Below are 20387 nucleotides of genomic sequence, written 5' to 3' on the forward strand. Positions count from 1 at the left end.
ATTATGTTTAAACCTTTAGCCCTTTATATTGGCTTACGTTATACCCGAGCAAGAAAGAAAAATCATTTTGTTTCGTTTATTTCTTTAAGCTCGATGCTTGGTATTGGTATTGGGGTAATGGTTTTAATTACGGTTCTTTCAGTTATGAATGGCTTTGATGAGCAAATTCATAACCGATTTTTTGGTATGGCACCAGAAATTACCATTACAAGTTCTAGCGGTAAAATAGCTAATTGGCAAATGCTAGAAAATCAGCTAACAACCTTCCCACGTGTAAAAGCAATTGCGCCTTTTATAGGAGCTCAAGGGTTAGTAACTCATAATGGACAAGTTTTGCCAATTGTACTAACAGGTGTATTACCTGAAAAAGAACAACAAGTATCTCATATAAAAGATAAGTTGTTAGCAGGTGATATCGCCAATTTACAGCACTTTGGTATTATTTTAGGTCGTGGTCTAGCTGACAATTTAGGTCTAATGTTAGGTGATAAAGTTTCTATTATGATACCCCAGGCAACGGTTACTCCAGCTGGTATGATACCGCGGTTTAAGCGTTTTACAGTGGTGGGAGTCTTTTCAGCTGGCAGCGGTTTTAATTTTGACACTTCTTTAGGATTTGTAAATATAACTGATGCGCAAAAATTATTGCAGATGGGAAATGACGTTACTGGGCTTAAAATGAAAATTGCGAATGTTTATGACGCCCCAGAAATGACTAAAGAGCTTAGCGATAAGCTGGGCGAAGGATACCAAGTGGCTAATTGGACTAATCAATTTGGCGCTTTTTTTGAAGCAGTAAAAATGGAAAAAACTATGATGTTTTTAATTCTTCTGCTAATTATTGCAGTTGCTGCTTTCAATCTTGTTTCCTCATTAGTGATGGTTGTTAATGATAAGCAATCTGAGATTGCCATCTTGCGAACTATTGGTGCTACTCCTGGAACTGTTCTTTGGATATTTATTGTGCAAGGAATGGTAGTAGGCGCAGTTGGTACATTAATAGGGTTAATAGGTGGATTAATTTTGGCGAGTAATGCAACAGCAATAGTCAATGGGCTGCAGTCACTTTTCCATTTTAAAGTAATGTCTTCAAGCATTTATTTCGTTGATTATTTACCTTCAAAAATAATGATTAAAGATTTAATTGAAGTTTGTATAATAGCGTTATTAATGAGTTTTGTTGCTACTATTTATCCTGCTTGGCGTGCCTCAAAAACGGTGATAGCGGAGGCATTACACTATGAATAATACTATTTTAAATTGTGTAAATTTAAGTAAAACTTATCATGATGGGGTTAATACAGTTGAAGTTTTAAAGCAAGTTAACCTTACAATTAATCAAGGTGATCGCTTAGCTATCATTGGGCCTTCTGGTTCTGGCAAAAGTACCTTATTACATTTACTAGGTGGGCTTGATAATCCGACTAAGGGTGAGGTGGTTATTGAAAATTCAGCTTGGCATACGCTTAGTGAAAAACAGCGTTGTAAGGTTCGTAATAAGGAATTAGGCTTTATTTATCAATTTCATCATCTCTTGCCTGAATTTAGTGCTATTGAAAATGTTGCTATGTCTCTATTATTAGGTGATACAGCTATTACTAGTGCTCGTGAACAAGCGGTAGCAATTTTAGAGGAAGTAGGGCTTAGTCATCGGCTTGATCACAAGCCTTCACAGCTGTCTGGCGGTGAAAGGCAGCGTGTGGCTATAGCTCGAGCATTAGTTCACAAGCCTTTTTGTGTGCTTGCGGATGAACCGACAGGTAATCTGGATCAGGCCACTGCCCATAAAGTGTTTGAATTGATGTTAAATTTAAATAAAAATTTAAATACAGCATTAGTAATCGTAACCCATGATCAACAATTAGCTTCGCAAATGGATAAGATTTTTACAATTAAAGAGGGCGTTTTAACTTAGTTTATTTGGAATGTTCTTTGTATCAATAATGTAATTCGGTGCTAGATCTAATAGGTAATAAATGTTGAGCTAAGACTAATCTCCCTGGATCCCGCGGACAAGCCGCGGGACGTCGAATGTATTCGAATGCATAAAGATAGACTTTAAGGTCCAGCTATATAGACCTTAAAGTTGATGTATAAAAAAAACTAAAAGCTCAAACCCCTTGTCTACGTCCCGCGACCTGTTCGCGGGATCGAGAGGTTAATAGTTGTAGTTAGATTCTCGGCACGAAAACGTTCCTTTCTGTCTACGTCCCGCGACTTGTTCGCGGTATCCAGGAGTTAATAGCTGTAGTTAGAATCTTGGCACGAAAACGTTCGCCTCTGTCTACGTCCCGCGACTTGTTCGCGGGATCCAGAGGTTAATAGTTGTAGTTAAATTCTTCGCACGAAAAACGTTTTCCATGTATGTAAGAAAGCCGTTTTAACACACATTTTAATAATCAGCGTGTCCAGGTGTGCGAGGAAATGGAATGACGTCGCGCACATTAGCAATCCCTGTCACATAAGTAATTAAGCGCTCAAAACCTAAACCAAAACCTGCATGGGGTACTGAACCATAGCGTCGTAAATCTCTGTACCATTGGTAATGGTCTTTATCTAGGTGACATGCCTCCATTCGCTTATCCAGAATTTCTAAACGCTCTTCACGTTGGCTACCACCAATAATCTCACCAATACCTGGCGCTAAAACATCCATCGCTGCTACGGTGCGGCCATCCTCATTTAGGCGCATATAAAAGCCTTTAATTTCTTTAGGATAATCGGTAATAATTACCGGCTTTTTACAAAGTTCCTCAGCAAGATAGCGTTCATGTTCTGATTGTAAGTCAAGTCCCCAACTTACGGGGTAATCAAACGATTTTTGTGCTTTTTCTAATTGGGCAATCGCATCAGTATAGGTCATGACCTCAAATTCAGATTCAATGATGTTTTCTAAACGCTCGATACAGCCCGGTGCAACAAATTGATTGAAAAAGGCCATATCATCTGGGCACTCTTCTAAAACAGTTTTACTTAAAAAGCGCAATAAAGCTTGGCTTAAGTTACAAATAGTTTTTAAATCGGCGAAAGCAATTTCAGGCTCAACCATCCAAAATTCTGCTAAGTGACGGCTAGTATTGGAATTTTCAGCTCTAAAGGTGGGGCCGAAAGTATAAACTTTCGACATGGCAAGACAATAAGCTTCAACGTTTAATTGTCCTGAAACGGTTAAAAAAGTTTCCCGACCAAAGAAATCTTCTGCAAAGTCAATCTTTCCATCTTCTTTTTTTGGTAAGTTCATTAAATCTAGAGTACTAACTCGAAATAACTCTCCAGCGCCTTCACAGTCACTTGCTGTAATAATTGGAGTATGAATCCAAAAAAAACCTCGCTCATTAAAAAAACGATGAATAGCTTGAGCAAGTGTGTGTCTTATACGCGTTACAGCACTAATTGTATTGGTACGTGGTCTTAAATGTGCTACTTCACGTAAAAATTCAAGCGTATGTTTTTTTGCTTGAATAGGGTAGTGTTCAGGATCATCAACCCAGCCAACTACTTCAAGTGCTTCTACTTGAATTTCAAAAGATTGGCCTTTTCCCTGCGAAGCAACTAGCTTACCAGTTGCTTTAAGTGAACATCCGGTCGTAATTTTTAGAACATCCTGCTGATAATTTGATAATTGAGAAGGAACTACCAGCTGAATTGGCGAGAAACTAGAGCCATCATGTAGATTAATAAAAGAAAGGCCCGCTTTTGAATCCCGTCTTGTTTTTACCCAACCTTGAACGGTCACTGTTTTATCAATGCTTATTTCACCTTCTAAGCATTGTTTTACCGTATAGACATCTGTCATTATGTACTCCGAAATCAAATAGAGAGTGATATAGCGCCACCCACTAAACTTTATACTAAGTAAGCTCGGCTTAGTCATGTATCTTTTCTGTACATTTCTTTGCCTCGCTCACTTGCGCCTTGTTTAAAACTTAGTGCGCGACGCTATAGAATCATTGTGAGTTTAATTTAATAGCACGAAGGCCTTATTAACGACAAAAAACTTACTTTTTTTAAGTTTAAGCTGTAAAAAAGTGGTTTTGTCATATAGCGGAAATAATACACTAAATAAAATCAAGAGGGGAACCTATGTGGGCGCAAGTTACATTGATTTTTGCAATCTTTTTTGTATCGTTAAGTTATGCAGACACTGAAATAAAATTATATAGACCTTTTGGCGATGTAGTAGAGCAACAGCCTCTAGTTATAAAAGCAACCTATTCAGGGGTGTGCTGGCAGCAATCTAGGCGAATACAGCGTGAAGATGCCTGGCGATGCCAGGTACAAGACAAAATCTATGATCCTTGCTTTGTAAAACAATTTAGTGCATTTAAGCAAGCCATTTGCCCACAATCCCCGTGGAATGGAGCGAGTGTATTAATCAACTTACCAGCAGCAGTTAACAATAGTCAGCATAGTCAACTAGATGTTTCTAAGACCTATCCTTGGGCAATTGAATTAAATACCGGCGAACGATGTGAAGCTTTAGATAAAGAAGCAATGTATGATAATATGCCTATACGATATCGCTGTAATAATCAAACAGAACTTTTAGGTCATCTACAACGCTGTAAGTCAACTTGGACAATATTACAACGTGATAAGAATAGCCAAATTACAACTGTCATTGTTACGAAAGCTTGGTTTTAAGCTTATTAGTTTTTCTTAAATTCAAGGTATTTAATTTGCTAAAATTAAATTGTTTTCATGAAAAAAGGAGCTCTTTTGAACCATTTAATTGCCAAAACACATCCAGAGTGGCATGCCATTTTAGAAAATGCATTGGCTTGTATGGATCAAAATTATTTACAAGAGATAGAAAAGAGTGCTAATTGGTTGCCTGGATTAGATAGGCTATTTGCAGCTTTTCAGTGGCCTTTATCAAAAGTTCGTTATATTCTATTGGGCGAATCACCTTATCCTCGTGCACAATCAGCAAATGGCTATGCTTTTTGGGATAACGCAGTTAAATCGCTTTGGAGTGCCAAAGGCTTAAGTAAGGAAGTTAATCGCGCAACTTCTTTGCGCAACTTTATTAAAATGTTGCTGCTTACCCGAGGTGATTTAAAAGAAAATGATTTGTCCCAAGCAGCTATTGCTAAACTGGATAAATCTCACTATTGTCAGACTGCCGAGCAATTATTTTTAAATATGCTTCATCAAGGTTTTTTATTATTAAATGCAACTTTAGTTTTTAGCCAACCTGTTCGCCTACATGCTAAGCAATGGCGCCCTTTTATGGCTAGTTTATTAAAACAATTAGCAGATTATAATCCTTCTTTACAATTAATTTTATTTGGTTATTTTGCAGCGCAAATACCAGAGACAAAACTCTTTAAAAGCTTAACCTCTGAACATCCTTACAATATTAGTTTTATTACAAATCCCGATGTTTTAGATTTTTTTAAACCCTTAAATTTATTAAATTGCCATGAATAATCAGACCACAATAAATGAACAAGAAATAGCCAAATTTGCTAAGCTTAGCGCTCAATGGTGGGATAGGGAAGGTGATTTAAAAACGTTGCATGATATTAACCCCGCTCGTTTTGAGTTTGTTAAAGAATTTACCGCATTAAAGCAAAAAACTTTTTTAGATGTTGGTTGTGGCGGTGGTATTTTAAGTGAAGCATTAGCAGAAGAAGGGGCTTTAGTAACGGGTATTGATGCAGGCTATGAGGCTATTGAGATAGCAAAAGCACATGCAAGCATTAATCATTTAGTAATTAATTATGTTAATACGCCTATTGAGGATTATGAAGCGACCTGTTTTGATAATATTACTTGTATGGAAATGCTTGAGCATGTTTCAGAGCCTGAGTTAGTCATTAAGCACTGTACACGGTTGTTAAAACCTGGCGGTCTATTATTCTTATCTACTATTAATCGTACCTTAAAAGCTTACGCAGCGGCCATTATTGCTGCTGAATACCTTTTGCATTTACTGCCTAAGCAGACTCATGACTACTATAAATTTATAAAGCCTGCTGAATTAGCTGCTATGGCTAGAGCAGAAGGCCTTGAAGTTATAAGCATAAGAGGAATGAATTATAATCCACTGAGTCGCACTGCCAGCTTACAACCTTCTGTAAGCGTGAACTATTTAATGTGCTGTAGAAAAGTTTAAAAGAATTGTTAATGAATAGATTGCTTAAATAATGTTAACTTAAGGGTACTATTATTTCTTCCTAAGAGGGAATCTATCTTTAACTTACATTGTTGTGTTGATTTAAAAATAGATTCCCAGCTGCGCGGGAATGAAAGGTAATTTAGCAAGCATAGGTTAGACCTAGCTCAACGATTTACTCTTTTACTTTAGCAGTAGTAGCATTGGCATTATCTTTCTTTTCGACATAGCGTTGCTGATATCGCTGATAAGCATATTTAGCTTGCTCAGTTGTTACAACATCAACTTCATTGCCATAAAGATCAACCCGTGCGCTATCTGCTTTTTGACAATTTAAATAAGCAGGTGATGAACTGTAATAGCTTAATGCTTCTCTTAATGCCTTCTTACTAAAAGGGGGTGAATCTAGCCTATCATAAAATTCAACTATCTCATCAAAAATACCAATTTGTAATGGTTTAACTTGTCTGCTTTTTTTAAAAAAAGCATTTGGAAAATGCTCAATAAGCCAATTAATTATCATTTGCTTATCTTTTTTTGCGCCTTCATGCTGATTCATAACGTTACTCAATATAGTTAATTGCCATGCTAATTTTTAAGAAATAGCTTAGTATTACAAACTTAATTTAAATTAAGCAGTATACAAGTTTATGTTAAATTATAAACTACTATAATTAAAATGCTCGGAAAGTTTCTACTTATAATACCATCCATTATATTTCAACCTCACTTTATTACAGATTTGTCTCTTTAATAGAAGACCATTTTCGCTTCGTTAGTGATTAGTGGTTGACTTCCTATTTCTAAATAAGGCTAAATTGTAAATAAAAACATCTTTAATAAAAAGCCTTTTCCTATCTGATGTGTGATAAATGGAATCGGAATATTTCTTGTTTTGGCCCAAGAAATATCTCAAGTTGATTTGAGAGAAAGAGCTTTTTGCTGGTAAGAAAGTTTTTGGTTTTTTATTAAGTTATTGATTAATAAATAATTAAAAAATTAATAAGTTTTTAAAGTTGTCACTTATTTAAAATTTTGAGCTTGCTGTATACTCATCTAGCTGCTAAGTTTACAGCATGACTTCATAAGGAATTGAAGTCTACAAAAGGATTTGGAATCATACGGAAATGATACTCAAGGATTGAGAGCAGAACAGGATGTTCTGGTTGGAAGACTGCGAAAAGCCAGGGAAGAGCCCTGGCTTTATTTTTTTATACTAATACAAAGCCTGAATGAGCTAAATAATATTTATCTGGATAATAAGCAAAAACGACAGAGCCATCTTTAATAGTGTTGATAACCGGTTTAGCAAGTGTTTTTGCTATCGACGGGCAACCCCAGCTTCGACCTGCTTGACCTGCTTTCTTAATAAAAGTTGGTTCAACATACCACGCACCATGAATAACTACTCGACGATTATAAGCATTATCATTAATACCCTTTTCAAGCCCTTGCAGATTTAATGATAAGCCCTTAGAACCTATATAAGTGCCACGTGTAACATAAGTACCTAAGCTCGTCTCTTTGCTAGACATGCGATTGGAAAAATGACGAGGAACGCTAGCGCCTGAATTTCTACCGTGGGCCACATAGGTATTGTATAGGAGCTTTTCTTGTTTTAAGTCAAAAATCCACATGCGTTGTTTAGAGGAGGGTAAAGAGTAATCGATAACAGTTAATACAGGTTTTTTAACATCACCTTTGGTTGATGCTTTTTGATAAGCTGCTAGCGCTAGTCGTAAAACTTTTTGATCAAGCTCGGGCGCTTTTTGACTTAGGAGCTGAACTTGTTGGTTAATGTCTGAAATTTTCTTAACTTCTACTGCTTTCTCAATAATCGGTTCTTTAATTTCAACTGCTTTTTCAATAATTGGTTTTTTAATTTCAACTGCTGTTTGGTTAATTAGTTGATTTGGTGTTGAAGGTGCTGTTACTGTAGGCGTAGTTGTTGAAACACTAGAAGAGAATAGAGCAACAGACAGTAGGCTCAATATTGTATTCATAATTCCTCGTTTTTTATTGATAAACCCACAATCATAGAATGTATTTCTCTTGTTACTTGCAGTTAAAAATAATTCCTTTATGCTGGTTAGCGCGGTTAATTGAACCATTTTTAACTTGGCTAACTTAGAAGATAAACATCTGCAACTGCAGGGTTAAAAAGTTAAAACCAGAACCCAAATTTGGTTAAAGGGTGTTGTTAGGATTGGTGATTATATTGACAAATGAAGCAAATGTAAAATTATAAGAATAATGACTGATCATTTAATAATTTTTTTAATCAATTCAAAAGCTTATACATTTTCGAAATTTTGTTATGTATAATATATATACATATAGTATTTTTTGTTTTCAAAAAAAATAGTGTTTTATGTAAAAATTTGTTTTATTAAATATCTATTTGTTAAAAAAAAGATCTATAAATTTTTAATTTTTGGTTAAAAATGAATCAAATTATGGTATGCTGGTGTTGAGGTATTTTTGATAAATATAATTTCATTTAAATATTTTCTGAATTATCATCCCATCATGTATTTAGCCAGTTTTATTGGAGATAGCTATGTTGGAAAGGTCAAGTACGTATCTTCCACAAGAAAGCCGAACATTAATTAATAAAGCTTATCGAATGAATGAGCAGACCTTAGTTAATGAACTTATTAAAAATGCCACTTTGTCACCCCAAATGGTACAAGTGATTCAGAATCTTGCTACAAACTTAGTAGAGAAAGTTAGAACGCTGCGCAAGAAAACAACAGGAATTGATTCCTTTCTTACCGAGTATGCTTTATCAAGCGAAGAAGGTATTGCGCTTATGTGCCTCGCTGAAGCATTACTCCGGGTGCCTGATAATGCTACTATAGATAGCTTAATTAAAGATAAGCTAGCTTCTGCTGATTGGAAATCACATCGTGGGCAAAGTGAGTCTTTCTTTGTTAATGCAACGACATGGGCATTAATGTTAACAGGCAAAGTATTAACGCCTGAACGAGCAGACACTCGGTTAAGTAAAGCACTTTTAACGTTAATTAATCGTAGTGGTGAAGGAGTAGTTCGTAAAGCGGTTGAAAAAGCAATGCGAATTATGAGTAAACAATTTGTAATGGGCAGAACAATCACTGAAGCCGTATCGCGGGCAAGGAAGAAAGAAACAGAAGGTTATCGCTACTCATATGACATGCTTGGTGAAGCAGCACTTACGCAAATTGATGCAGAACGTTACTTCATAGCCTACAGTAAGGCCATAGAAGTTATTGGCAGCAAAGTTGCAGAAAATAGTACCGTTTATCAGCGCCCCGGTATCTCAATTAAATTATCAGCGCTGCATCCACGTTATTATGAAGCACAACGCGATAGAGTAATGGCAGAGCTACCACCTAAGCTATTAGCATTAGCGCAAGCGGCATGTCAATATGACATTGCGTTAACTATTGATGCTGAAGAATCAGAAAGATTGGAATTATCTTTAGATGTAATAGAAAAAGTATTTAATGATGTAAGCCTTGATGGTTGGAACGGTTTTGGAATAGCAGTGCAATCCTATCAGAAGCGAGCCTTTTTCTTATTAGATTGGATTGCAGATTTGGCAAGAAAAAATTATCGCCGCATCATGGTCAGACTAATTAAAGGCGCTTATTGGGATAGTGAAATAAAGAAAACACAAATGCAGGGGCTTTCTGATTATCCTGTTTTTACGCGAAAAGTTTTTACTGATGTGTCTTTCCAAGCTTGTGCTAAGAAGATTTTAACCATGACGGATGCTATTTATCCGCAATTTGCCACTCATAATGCCTATTCAGTAGCCATGATTTTAAATTTAGTAGGTGATTATCGTGATTTTGAATTTCAATGCTTACATGGTATGGGTAAAGAGCTCTATGAACAAATAGTGCCCGCTAATCAGTTAGGTATTCCTTGTCGTATTTATGCGCCAGTAGGAAGTCATGAAGACTTATTGCCTTATTTGGTACGACGCTTATTAGAAAATGGAGCTAACTCTTCGTTTGTAAACCGTATAGTCGATGAGAAAGCACCCATTAGTTCTTTAGTAGAAGACCCAGTTGCCAAAGCGCTGGCCCTCATTAATAAACCTAATCCAAATATTGTGCCGCCCAAAGATCTATTTATGCCAGAGCGGCCTAATTCTGTTGGTTTCGATTTTAGTGATCGTGACCAAGTTCGGCAATTAAAAGCGATTTATGAGCAAATGGATTTTAAACATTGGCAGGCAGGACCATTAATAGCGGGCAAAGCAACTAAGCAGGTTGAGTATAGTGTCGCCTCTCCTCAAAATCAACAAGATACTATTGGTCGAATTTCAGAAGCTACGCCAGAAGATATACAAGCGGCACTACAAAATGCCGAAACAGCTTTCCCTTCCTGGAATACAAAAGCTGTAAAAGAGCGCACAAAAATTTTATTGCGACTTGCTGATTTACTAGAGGAAAATAAACCGTTGCTGCTAGCAATGCTTTGTAAAGAGGCAGGGAAAACCTGGTCTGATAGTGTAGCGGAAGTTCGTGAAGCCATTGACTTTTGTCGATATTATGCAGCGCAAGCCATGAAATTAATGGCTTCCCCGCAGAAACTACAAGGCTATACAGGAGAACTTAATGAGCTTTCTTTACACGGTCGCGGTATTGCACTTTGTATTAGCCCTTGGAATTTTCCCTTAGCCATTTTTACCGGTCAAATTGTCGCGGCTTTAGTAATGGGTAACTGTGTAATTGCTAAACCTGCAGAGCAAACACCACTTATTGCTGCTACTGCAGTTAAACTCATGTACCAAGCTGGTATTCCAGCCGATGTCTTGCAACTATTACCTGGCTCAGGGGAAGTAGTAGGTGCTGCATTAGTTAATGACCTACGCATTAAAGCTATTTTATTTACCGGTTCAAACCAGACTGCTGACAGTATTAATAAAACATTAGCTTCTCGCGGTGGTGAGATGATTCCATTTATCGCTGAGACAGGTGGGCAAAATGCCATGATTGTAGATTCTTCAGCGCTGTTAGAACAAGTTGTTGTTGATGCAATTCATTCAGCTTTTGGAAGTGCTGGACAACGCTGCTCCGCACTAAGAGTTTTATATGTACAAGACGAAGTATATCCCCGATTAATACATTTATTAAAAGGAGCTATGGCAGAGCTTAAAATAGGTGATCCACAATGGTTGGTGACTGACATTGGTCCTGTTATTGACGAGGATGCTTTAAGAGCATTACAAGATCATGTACGTACTATGCAGCAAGACCACGAACTCATTTATCAATGTAATTTAAATGATGACTGTAAAAGTGGTTACTTCATGCCGCCTACCGCTATTGCCATTGACTCTATTAAGGCGTTAAAAAAAGAAGTATTTGGGCCAGTTTTACATGTTATTCGCTATAGACGAAAAGAGTTAGATAAAGTCATTGAAGATATTAACAGCACTGGCTACGGTTTAACTTTAGGTATTCACAGCCGCATAAATCAACAAGTTGATTATATACGTAAACATATTCATGCTGGTAATTGTTATGTTAACCGCAACATGATTGGCGCTGTAGTAGGCTTACAGCCATTTGGTGGCGAAGGGCTTTCAGGTACAGGGCCAAAAGCAGGGGGGCCATATTATTTACTGCGTTTATGTCATGAACGAACTTATACCGTTGATACGACAGCCGCAGGCGGTAATGCGAGTTTAATGTCACTGCCGGAAGATTAACTAGCAATGACAAATAGGTTAAAGTAGTTAAATGTTAGAATCATTATTACTTTTAAATTTAAGCAGCCGCTAAAAATTGTTTTGCAGAAAGCTAGTGCAATAATCACTTTGCACTAGTGATTTCATTATTCTAAGTGTTATTAAAGCTAATAAATTGTTAAAGGGTTCTTGTCATTACTGAGGATTTTTCTAACTCTAATTCAGTTAGCATTCGACAAAGTGCAAAAGTTTTAAGCTTTTCAAAAGACTGTTGCATTATTTCCACAGTAATTTTCTTTTCACAATCGTAGCCCGTCCAGAATTTAGTTAGATTACGATGCATATTTTCTGCAAATTTAGGATAATCTTTTTCTGGATAAACCCCACCTGCTGATTCGGGTAGCATTAAATTCCAAATAGCTATTCCTGCAACCAATACTTCATCAAGTGTTACTGATTTACTATCTAGTTTGAGATCTATATAAGCTTTTTCTACGGCAGCTGGAGCAAGCATGTTAACAGTATGCTTATCAAAAAGCTGATGGTTCTCATCACCTGCTAATTCATGAAAGATATGACAGGAAGCTTCAAACACTAAATAAGGTAAGCTTATTAAGTGTTTATCAGTAGGTATTTCTAAGAGCTCTTTAAACAACTTTGTATTTATCTCATCTGATTCGCTTTCGCCACCGTAGCTCATATAAAAGGAAACCTTCCATTTACTTGCGAGCTTTCCAAGTATCGGAGCAGCATCTTCAGCTGACTTTTCAAATAGGCGGAAATTATACATAGCATCACTTCAATATTAAATTCTATTGCTCTACTTTAACAAATGAAAATTAAGGTTATATGACGTAATGGTTGCAATCGACTACTAATATTGCACAAGATAAAAATGAAAGTTTTCTAGCAGATTCTTTCTGCTAAACCTCGTCCTGTGGCTTGTCCACAGGATCTAGTAATGTAACATGTGCACTGATCTTAGGCTTTAGTTCTTTTCTTTGCCCACCACCAAGGAATTGCGACAAAGACAAAAAGACCGATAATTAAAAATGCTTCAAAAAAGGCGATATTTTCAATAGGGATTTGGGTGGGCGGAACAAAGCCAATGAGCATTGCAACTAAGCAGCATAGGATTCCTGTTAGAGAAATTAACCACATGACTGCATTGCCACCTGGAACGCGATAGACGCGTGGTAAATTAGGTTGGCTATAGCGTAATTTAATTGCTGCTGCAAACATGAAAATATAAACTAATAAGGCCATTTGCGCACAAAGGTCACTAAGAAGCCAATAAGCTGCATTCACCGAATCAAATAGGATAAATACACTAGTTAATAACGTAAAGATAATTCCTTGAATAATTAAGATAGCAACAGGCGAGCCATATTGATTAACTCGCGCAAATATATTTGGCAATGAACCATCACGAGCCGCAATTAAAAGCCCTTTAGTCGGACCGATGATCCACGCAGAAACCCCACTTAATCCCCCAAGAATGATTAATAGGGCAATCACAAAAGTCATCCAAGCCATATTATAGCTATTAAAGAAAATAGCAAAAGCATCAATTAAGCCTGATACCACACTAAGTTTAGCATTAGGAACAACGGCAACAATGGCAAGAGAGCTTAAAACAAGGGTTAAGAAGATAATGAAGATAGAATAAAGAATGGCCCGCGGATAATCTCTATGGGGGTTTTTGACCTCTTCAGCATGCACAGCGGACATCTCAACCCCAATTAAACCAAATAAAACCGCTGCAAAGAGTGATAAATTACCCAAATTACTAAAATCAGGTAACCAAGAGCTTGACCAGTCAACAGCACTTGGTCGACCTTGTAATAGCCAAATTATACCTAAGCCAATAATAATTAGCATAGGTAAAATAGTGCCAAAAATAGCCCCGATAGTACTGACCCAACTTGATAAGCGCATGCCAAAACAATTTAATAAGGTAAATAACCAAAATGCACTGATAGTTGTTGTTAAAAGGTATAATTTATTATTAGCAAGTTCAGGGGCAAAAAGATAAGAAAAGGTAGCGGCAATAAAGGCTAAAATAGTAGGGTACCAGACAACATTATAAATCCATTGCAGCCAAATGGTAATAAAGCCAGCACGCTGTCCAAAAGCTTCTCGTACCCAAACATAAATACCGCCTGTTTTTGGGTAGGCTGTGGCGAGTTCTGCAGCAACTAAAGCAATAGGAATAAAAAAAGTAATGGCAGCAACCCCATAATAACTAATTAAGGGCAAACCTAATTTTGCGCTCATAGGTAGCGTACGTAAGCTATCAACGGCAATAACATTGATCATGACTAAGGAAAAAACGGAAAGCACTTTTTTAGGCGGGTACATGCACAAAAATCCTTGAATACAACTAATTAAAACTAAGATTCTTTTTTATAATTAATATTAATGGCTACAAATTAAGCTATTAACTTAATTTGTAGCTTTAGGTGTAGCACTTTAATACAGATTAAATAAACAGTACAGAATTAACTTAGATTACGTAATACATATTGTAATATGCCACCGTGGCGGTAGTATTCAAGCTCATTAGCCGTATCAATACGGCATAATACCGGTACAGTTTCCTCTTGGCCGTCTTGTCGCTTAATTACCATTGCTAACTGAGTACCAGGCTTTAAATTATCGTCCACCTTAATACTAATTCGTTCGGACCCATTTAATTCTAATGTTTTACGAGTTGTTCCATCTAAAAATTGTAAAGGTAAAACGCCCATACCAATTAAATTAGAACGATGGATTCGCTCAAAACTTTCGGTAATAACCGCTTTAACACCTAAAAGATTAGTGCCTTTCGCCGCCCAGTCGCGCGAGGAACCTGTACCATATTCTTTTCCTGCAATAATCACTAGTTGTTGATTATCAGCTTGATATTGCATGGCAGCATCATAAATAGGTTGGGTTTTATCTGAAGGAATATGACGAGTAAATCCACCCTCAATGCCTGGAACCATTTCATTACGAATACGGATATTGGCAAACGTTCCACGCATCATCACTTCATGGTTACCACGCCTTGAACCATAAGAATTAAAATCTGCTTCTTCTACCCCTTTAGATTTTAAATATAAACCGGCAGGTGAGTTGGCTTTAATAGAACCAGCTGGAGATATATGGTCCGTCGTAATAGAGTCACCTAACAAGGCCAATATAAAGGCATCCTTAATAGATTTGATAGGCTCAGGTTTAGCAGAGAGGTTTTCAAAAAAGGGTGGATGCTGAATATAAGTAGAATTACCATCCCATTGGTAAGTAATTCCACTGTGTACGTTAATAGCTTGCCAATGTTCATCACCCTGAAAGACTTCAGCGTACTCTTTTCTAAACATGGTGCCATTAACTTTAGCTACTTCATCTGCAATCTCTTGATTAGTAGGCCAAATATCTTTTAAGAAGATATCATTACCTTTACTATCTTGACCAATAGGCTCTTTACTTAAATCTTTGGTAGTCGTACCACATAATGCATAAGCAACGACTAATGGTGGTGAGGCTAGCCAGTTAGCACGTACTTGTGGATGAACGCGTCCTTCAAAATTTCGGTTACCTGAAAGTACAGCACTTACTACTAAATCATTGTCGTTAATCGTTTCAGCAATAGGTTCATCTAGTGGGCCGGAGTTGCCAATACAAGTTGTACAACCGTAACCTACGAGATTAAAACCTAATTTATCTAAGTAAGGTTGTAGGCCTGCATTTTTTAAATAATCAGTGACCACTTTAGAACCAGGCGCTAAAGAAGATTTAACCCAAGGTTTACGCGTTAAGCCTTTCTCTATGGCTTTTTTAGCAACAAGACCTGCAGCCATCATTACACTAGGATTTGAAGTATTAGTACAACTGGTAATAGCAGCGATTACTACATGGCCGTGCTGTAGGGAATAATCAGTATCCTTAACAGTAAAAGACTTATTCTTTTCATTTTCTTTACCGGCATCTTGCAAGAAGTGATTAAATTCTTGTGGTAGGGTGGTTAAATTCACTTTATCTTGTGGACGTTTTGGTCCAGCCAGTGAAGGTTCGACGGTTGCTAAATCAAGATATAATGTATCAGTGAAAATAGGTTCTTCTGCTTGCTCACTGTACCACATGCCCTGCTCTTTACAATAAGCTTCAACGAGAGCAATTGTATTGTCATCGCGTCCACTTAAACGTAGGTAATTTAGTGTTTCTTGATCAACTGGGAAAAAACCGCAGGTCGCACCATATTCTGGCGCCATATTAGAAATAGTTGCTCTATCAGCAAGAGGAAGGCTTGCTAAACCTGGACCATAAAATTCTACAAATTTACCTACTACGCCTTTTTTGCGCAACATTTGGGTAACGGTTAAAACTAAATCAGTTGCTGTAATACCTTCTTTTAATTGACCAACTAATTTAAAGCCAATGACCTCTGGAATTAACATAGAAACGGGTTGGCCTAACATCGCCGCTTCAGCTTCAATACCACCCACACCCCAACCAAGAACACCTAAGCCATTAATCATCGTGGTATGTGAATCTGTACCAACAAGTGTGTCAGGGTAAGCATACAGCTGGCCATCATTTTCACTACTCCATACAGTTTTACCTAAATACTCTAAGTTAACTTGATGGCAAATACCGGTTCCTGGAGGAACAACTTGAAAATTGGCAAAGGATTTTTGTCCCCAGCGCAGAAATTCATAGCGTTCTTTATTACGTTGAATTTCAATTTCTGTATTAATTTTTAAGGCATCTTTGCTGGCATAGCGATCAACCATCACAGAATGATCAATAACTAAATCAACAGGAGATAAGGGTGATATTTTTGTAGCGTCGCCCCCCATCTTTTTAAGCGCATCGCGCATTGCAGCTAAATCGACTACCGCTGGGACGCCAGTAAAGTCTTGCATTAAAACACGAGCAGGCCGATAAGCAATTTCATGTTGTGAGGTTTTGGTATTAATCCATTGAGCAAGTGCTTTTATATCAGAAGTAGTAACCGTTTTATTATCTTCGAAGCGAAGTAGATTTTCTAACAGAACTTTAAGCGAATAAGGTAGGCGGCTAATCCCTGGAAAATGATTAGCTTCAGCTTTTTTTAAACTAAAATAATGATAAGTTTTATCTTTAACATCTAATTGAGATTGTGTTGATAGGCTATCATGACCTACTTTCATACATCTGCTCCTGAATTAAAGTAATAGATCACCCGCTCACTGAAAGGCTTCATTTGAAGCATTTTGAATGAAAATAATACCTAAGAATGCTCATATACAAAGTTACACTTCACTTTTCAGTAGTATTTTAATCCAAACGACACTCAAATCAAGCCTTTCACCAGGGCTCCAAAACTTCCCTGATCTATTACGAATTAAAAAAACTAATGATAGCTGAAAAATAATAATTTTTCATGTAAGAAAGTTGTAATCATGATGCAAAGCATGAATTAATAAAGTCCTGATTAAGCAATAGAAATAACAGGAGTATTAGCCATATCTTCATCGTTACATCTCTCTTTATTAATAGCATTTAATTCTACGTCAGAAGAATTAACGTTCAGTGCTGCTTTAAAGACCTCTGCTTCGGCTTTCAAAGTTTTGATTTGTTTAGGCAAAGTTTCAATTGCTAAATAAAATAAGCTAGGCATAAGAATAGTAAAAGCTAAGCTTAAACCAATCATACCAAGGACAGGGAAGCCAAGACCTAAAGCTATAGCGCTTACAGTTAGTATTCCCAAACTTGCAATAGTGCCCGCAACGGCTAAGTTATTTACGATTTTATACGCTTGATCTTTAGCTGGGTTATCTAAATAAATAAAGCGATAATTAGATGAAGTATAGTATTTGCTGATATGCTTTAAGCCATTTTTATTGTCAAAGATACAAGATTCAAGTGTTTTTGCAAAATTTAAATAAGCATAAATTAAATCCTGACGCTTGTTTTCACTGGAAGCTGTATTTATTTCTCTTAAAAAAGCACTTCTTTTTTCATAAATTAATTCTTTTAATATATAAGTATTTTCTGATTTTTTAGATTCATTAATTTCTCTTAAGATTTGTTTAATTATGGAGTCAGGATTGTCTAAACTAATAGAATTTTTTACCTTCGTTTTAAAGAAAAAAATAGATCTTGGCATGGTGATTCCTTATGAATTAAATTTAAAATAATTTTCTATTTCTGTTTGACTACAATAAGGTTTTAAGAGTTGTTGCCAAATAGAAAAACTATCCAAATAAGCTATTAAAGCTTATTTAGACGATTAATTTAACTATAAGAAATAGCGCTATTTTCTTAGTTTTTAATACGATTGATAGACTAACACTGACATTTAGAAATTAAACTAGTTTTACATTTAAGAAATAAATTTTAACTGCTAAATAAAAAAAGAAAGGTTTTTAAATTAGATAACAGAAAAGTTACTGTAATTGCTCTTACATAGACTATGCTATTTACAACTCAGTAACTTTTCTAATTTAAGAGTTAAATTAATAACAACTTGTTGAGCAAATTAATCGATTCCAACGATTAACAAAGCAACGTTTTTGACAACCAACATAATAAGATGGTCCCCAATTGACATAATTATAGCCAGGGCCCCAACCACCCCAACCTGGTCCAAAACCTCCATAATAACCTGGAAAACCTCCAAAGCCTAAACCAAGGCCTATAGGTGCGTAACCAAAACCGCCCCAGCCACGATGACCCCAGCCTCCCCAGCCATGATGACCCCAGCCGCCCCAACCATGACCGCCATACCAGGCAAGTTGCATGCCTTTTGCTGGAACATTAACTGATTCGGCTTTGGCTTGCTCACTTATTGTTGCAGTAAATAAGAAGGATGAGATAATGAGACTTGGTAACAAGCTAATTTGTCTAAATGCTGAAGTAGCCATAAGTTGACCCTCCAATGGTTTTTTCAGTTTAAATTATAGACAATTAATTTAAATAATGAGCAATAATTTTTGCTAATTTAATGATAAAAAATAGATAAGTTTTAACAATTTAAGTTTATTTAAATTAATTACTATTTATTTATCAATAATTTAACAATAACTTTTAGGTAGGCGAAAATTTAAAAATTCCTAAATAATTTTCCAGCTAAATTAATGCCCTAAAATATCTATTTTAGAAGCTGTTAGATCCAAAATTAAGTCAAACAAATAGGCGTTAAAAGGCGCAGTTTATCTAGATTAAGCGAGTATTTTGCAGTGCTTTTTTGCTTGAGATTCATTGATAATGACAGTTTCTAGAGAAGACTAATAAATTAAAATAGTATTTTTTCTTATAAAAAATAATCAAGGCGTAAATAAATGATAAATTTTGTGACACTAACTGTAAGTGATTTTTTAAATAATTATTGGCAGAAAAAACCACTTTTATTAAAAAATGCACTGCCAAATTTCAAGCAACCATTATCAGCAGATGAATTAGCAGGGTTGGCGATGGAAGAGGAGATAGAAAGCCGTATAGTATTAGAAACCCCAAAAGAGTCTCCTTATTGGCACTTACGACGTGGGCCATTTAAAGAAAAAGATTTTGCTAAATTACCAAAAACTCATTGGACTTTACTCGTTCAGGGCGTTGACCGATTTATTCCAGAAGTTAACACTCTTTTAGAGTATTTTAATTTTTTACCACAATGGCGTGTTGATGATGTAATGATTAGTTATGCAGTAGAAAACGGTAGCGTAGGGCCACATTATGATAATTATGATGTATTTTTATATCAGGCGCAGGGATCTCGGAAATGGCTACTTACGACGCAAAACTGTCATCCAGATAACTACTTATCTAATGTTCAATTACGTATTATGAAACAGTTTGAAATAGAGCAGGAACTCATTTTAAATGAAGGTGATTTGCTTTATCTGCCACCACATATAGGACACTATGGTATAGCCTTATCAAATGATTGTATGACTTACTCTTTTGGCTATCGAAGCTACAGCGCTTTTGAAATGTGGGATAGCTTAGCTGATTATTTATCATTTAATAAAAGCAATGATGTATTATATAAAGATCCATCATGGTCTAGTTTAAAAGCTCCTGCAGAAATCCCTGAGCAAGCTTGGTTACAAGCTAAAAAATTATTACAAGAAGTGCTTGCAGATGAAAAATTATTGCGTCAATGGTTTGGTTGCTTTGTTACTACGCTAGATAGACAAGCAGAAACCTTATTACCTGTTAATACTAAAAAGAGAAAATTAGCTCAATTTCTTAGCCAATTAAAACAAGCAAGTCAAATAACTTTTAATCCTTTGTGTCGTTTCGCTTACATTAATGATGAACAAACAAGTTTACCAGTATTATTTATTAATGGGCAGTATTGGGAAACTAATGCTGTTAATCCAGAATTAATTAAAAAAATTGCTAATAATCGATATCTAAACTTAAAGGAAATGGTCCTACTCGTCGATAAAAAAGAGAATCAGCAATTTTTATATAAATTATGGCAGTTAGAGTGGTTAGAATTTATAAGTGATTAAGCTATTGTTTAGATTTTAATTTGTGATATTACTAAAGAGGTAGTTGCGATTTTTTAGGTTAATTTTTTAGATTAAATCAACAAAAAACCACCAGTAA

15 protein-coding genes are annotated in these 20387 nt (G+C 36.1%); 7 read left to right on the top strand and 8 right to left on the bottom strand.

The genetic code is table 11. From position 1 onward, the window contains the following. The first annotated feature begins 3 nt into the window (after positions 1–3). On the top strand, positions 4–1248 hold the full coding sequence (locus tag ACNVED_RS04480) for a lipoprotein-releasing ABC transporter permease subunit (RefSeq protein WP_419420564.1): 1245 nt from the start codon (positions 4–6) through the stop codon (positions 1246–1248). Then, on the top strand, positions 1241–1915 hold the full coding sequence (gene lolD / locus ACNVED_RS04485) for a lipoprotein-releasing ABC transporter ATP-binding protein LolD (RefSeq protein ID WP_419420565.1): 675 nt from the start codon (positions 1241–1243) through the stop codon (positions 1913–1915). The genes ACNVED_RS04480 and lolD overlap by 8 nt, the downstream gene beginning before the upstream one ends. 477 nt (positions 1916–2392) lie before the next feature. On the opposite strand, the gene asnS is transcribed toward lolD, so the two are convergent. After that, on the bottom strand, positions 2393–3796 hold the full coding sequence (gene asnS / locus ACNVED_RS04490) for an asparagine--tRNA ligase (RefSeq protein WP_419420566.1): 1404 nt from the start codon (positions 3794–3796) through the stop codon (positions 2393–2395). Positions 3797–4083: 287 nt separating this feature from the next. Here asnS and ACNVED_RS04495 point away from each other — a divergent pair, with 287 nt between their 5' ends. The 3 genes from ACNVED_RS04495 to ubiG are packed head-to-tail and all read left to right on the top strand — an operon-like array spanning position 4084 to position 6121. After that, positions 4084–4644, top strand: coding sequence for a hypothetical protein (locus tag ACNVED_RS04495; protein WP_419420567.1), 561 nt, complete (start codon positions 4084–4086; stop codon positions 4642–4644). A 57-nt stretch (positions 4645–4701) separates the two neighbouring features. Next, positions 4702–5433 (top strand): uracil-DNA glycosylase, encoded by a 732-nt coding sequence (locus tag ACNVED_RS04500; protein ID WP_419420568.1) that lies wholly within the window; start codon positions 4702–4704, stop codon positions 5431–5433. After that, entirely contained in the window at positions 5426–6121 is a 696-nt protein-coding gene (gene ubiG, locus ACNVED_RS04505; protein ID WP_419420569.1) for a bifunctional 2-polyprenyl-6-hydroxyphenol methylase/3-demethylubiquinol 3-O-methyltransferase UbiG, read from the top strand. The genes ACNVED_RS04500 and ubiG overlap by 8 nt, the downstream gene beginning before the upstream one ends. Before the next feature lie 175 nt (positions 6122–6296). Here the strand turns inward: ubiG and ACNVED_RS04510 are convergent, their stop codons facing one another. Then, positions 6297–6680: a ProQ/FINO family protein gene (locus ACNVED_RS04510; RefSeq protein WP_419420570.1), complete on the bottom strand. Its 384-nt coding sequence runs from the start codon at positions 6678–6680 to the stop codon at positions 6297–6299. Positions 6681–7332: 652 nt separating this feature from the next. After that, positions 7333–8124 carry a murein L,D-transpeptidase catalytic domain family protein gene (locus ACNVED_RS04515; RefSeq protein WP_419420571.1) on the bottom strand — a complete coding sequence of 264 codons (792 nt, stop codon included), beginning with the start codon at positions 8122–8124 and terminating at the stop codon, positions 7333–7335. 557 nt (positions 8125–8681) lie between these two features. Between ACNVED_RS04515 and putA the strand changes: the two genes are divergently transcribed. Then, complete coding sequence (gene putA, locus ACNVED_RS04520) at positions 8682–11828, top strand: bifunctional proline dehydrogenase/L-glutamate gamma-semialdehyde dehydrogenase PutA (protein ID WP_419420572.1); 3147 nt, start codon at positions 8682–8684, stop codon at positions 11826–11828. Positions 11829–11985: 157 nt separating this feature from the next. Here putA and ACNVED_RS04525 read toward each other — a convergent pair whose 3' ends face one another. The 5 genes from ACNVED_RS04525 to ACNVED_RS04545 all read right to left on the bottom strand — a co-directional run bounded on the left by ACNVED_RS04525 (position 11986) and on the right by ACNVED_RS04545 (position 18697). Beyond that, the gene (locus ACNVED_RS04525; RefSeq protein ID WP_419420573.1) at positions 11986–12597 is read right to left on the bottom strand and encodes a hypothetical protein; all 612 of its coding nucleotides are present in this window, start codon (positions 12595–12597) and stop codon (positions 11986–11988) included. A 191-nt stretch (positions 12598–12788) separates the two neighbouring features. Then, complete coding sequence (locus tag ACNVED_RS04530; protein WP_419420574.1) at positions 12789–14168, bottom strand: APC family permease; 1380 nt, start codon at positions 14166–14168, stop codon at positions 12789–12791. 140 nt (positions 14169–14308) lie between these two features. Then, positions 14309–16981 carry an aconitate hydratase AcnA gene (gene acnA / locus ACNVED_RS04535; protein WP_419420575.1) on the bottom strand — a complete coding sequence of 891 codons (2673 nt, stop codon included), beginning with the start codon at positions 16979–16981 and terminating at the stop codon, positions 14309–14311. Positions 16982–17265: 284 nt separating this feature from the next. Further along, the gene (locus ACNVED_RS04540; protein ID WP_419420576.1) at positions 17266–17940 is read right to left on the bottom strand and encodes a hypothetical protein; all 675 of its coding nucleotides are present in this window, start codon (positions 17938–17940) and stop codon (positions 17266–17268) included. A gap of 349 nt (positions 17941–18289) precedes the next feature. Then, positions 18290–18697: a hypothetical protein gene (locus ACNVED_RS04545; protein WP_419420577.1), complete on the bottom strand. Its 408-nt coding sequence runs from the start codon at positions 18695–18697 to the stop codon at positions 18290–18292. Between the two features lie 417 nt (positions 18698–19114). Between ACNVED_RS04545 and ACNVED_RS04550 the strand changes: the two genes are divergently transcribed. Then, the gene (locus ACNVED_RS04550) at positions 19115–20290 is read left to right on the top strand and encodes a JmjC domain-containing protein (protein WP_419420578.1); all 1176 of its coding nucleotides are present in this window, start codon (positions 19115–19117) and stop codon (positions 20288–20290) included. Positions 20291–20387: the final 97 nt, after the last annotated feature.

It is taken from the genome of Legionella sp. D16C41 (assembly GCF_048541585.1).
Taxonomy (GTDB): Bacteria; Pseudomonadota; Gammaproteobacteria; order Legionellales; family Legionellaceae; genus Legionella_C.

What these genes read in the sequence shown, in the direction of transcription:
- ACNVED_RS04480 (WP_419420564.1), top strand. Translation starts at nt 4, where the DNA reads ATGTTTAAACCTTTAGCCCTTTATATTGGCTTACGTTATACCCGAGCA.
- lolD (WP_419420565.1), top strand. Translation starts at nt 1,241, where the DNA reads ATGAATAATACTATTTTAAATTGTGTAAATTTAAGTAAAACTTATCAT.
- asnS (WP_419420566.1), bottom strand. Translation starts at nt 3,796, where the DNA reads ATGACAGATGTCTATACGGTAAAACAATGCTTAGAAGGTGAAATAAGC.
- ACNVED_RS04495 (WP_419420567.1), top strand. Translation starts at nt 4,084, where the DNA reads ATGTGGGCGCAAGTTACATTGATTTTTGCAATCTTTTTTGTATCGTTA.
- ACNVED_RS04500 (WP_419420568.1), top strand. Translation starts at nt 4,702, where the DNA reads ATGAAAAAAGGAGCTCTTTTGAACCATTTAATTGCCAAAACACATCCA.
- ubiG (WP_419420569.1), top strand. Translation starts at nt 5,426, where the DNA reads ATGAATAATCAGACCACAATAAATGAACAAGAAATAGCCAAATTTGCT.
- ACNVED_RS04510 (WP_419420570.1), bottom strand. Translation starts at nt 6,680, where the DNA reads ATGAATCAGCATGAAGGCGCAAAAAAAGATAAGCAAATGATAATTAAT.
- ACNVED_RS04515 (WP_419420571.1), bottom strand. Translation starts at nt 8,124, where the DNA reads ATGAATACAATATTGAGCCTACTGTCTGTTGCTCTATTCTCTTCTAGT.
- putA (WP_419420572.1), top strand. Translation starts at nt 8,682, where the DNA reads ATGTTGGAAAGGTCAAGTACGTATCTTCCACAAGAAAGCCGAACATTA.
- ACNVED_RS04525 (WP_419420573.1), bottom strand. Translation starts at nt 12,597, where the DNA reads ATGTATAATTTCCGCCTATTTGAAAAGTCAGCTGAAGATGCTGCTCCG.
- ACNVED_RS04530 (WP_419420574.1), bottom strand. Translation starts at nt 14,168, where the DNA reads ATGTACCCGCCTAAAAAAGTGCTTTCCGTTTTTTCCTTAGTCATGATC.
- acnA (WP_419420575.1), bottom strand. Translation starts at nt 16,981, where the DNA reads ATGAAAGTAGGTCATGATAGCCTATCAACACAATCTCAATTAGATGTT.
- ACNVED_RS04540 (WP_419420576.1), bottom strand. Translation starts at nt 17,940, where the DNA reads ATGCCAAGATCTATTTTTTTCTTTAAAACGAAGGTAAAAAATTCTATT.
- ACNVED_RS04545 (WP_419420577.1), bottom strand. Translation starts at nt 18,697, where the DNA reads ATGGCTACTTCAGCATTTAGACAAATTAGCTTGTTACCAAGTCTCATT.
- ACNVED_RS04550 (WP_419420578.1), top strand. Translation starts at nt 19,115, where the DNA reads ATGATAAATTTTGTGACACTAACTGTAAGTGATTTTTTAAATAATTAT.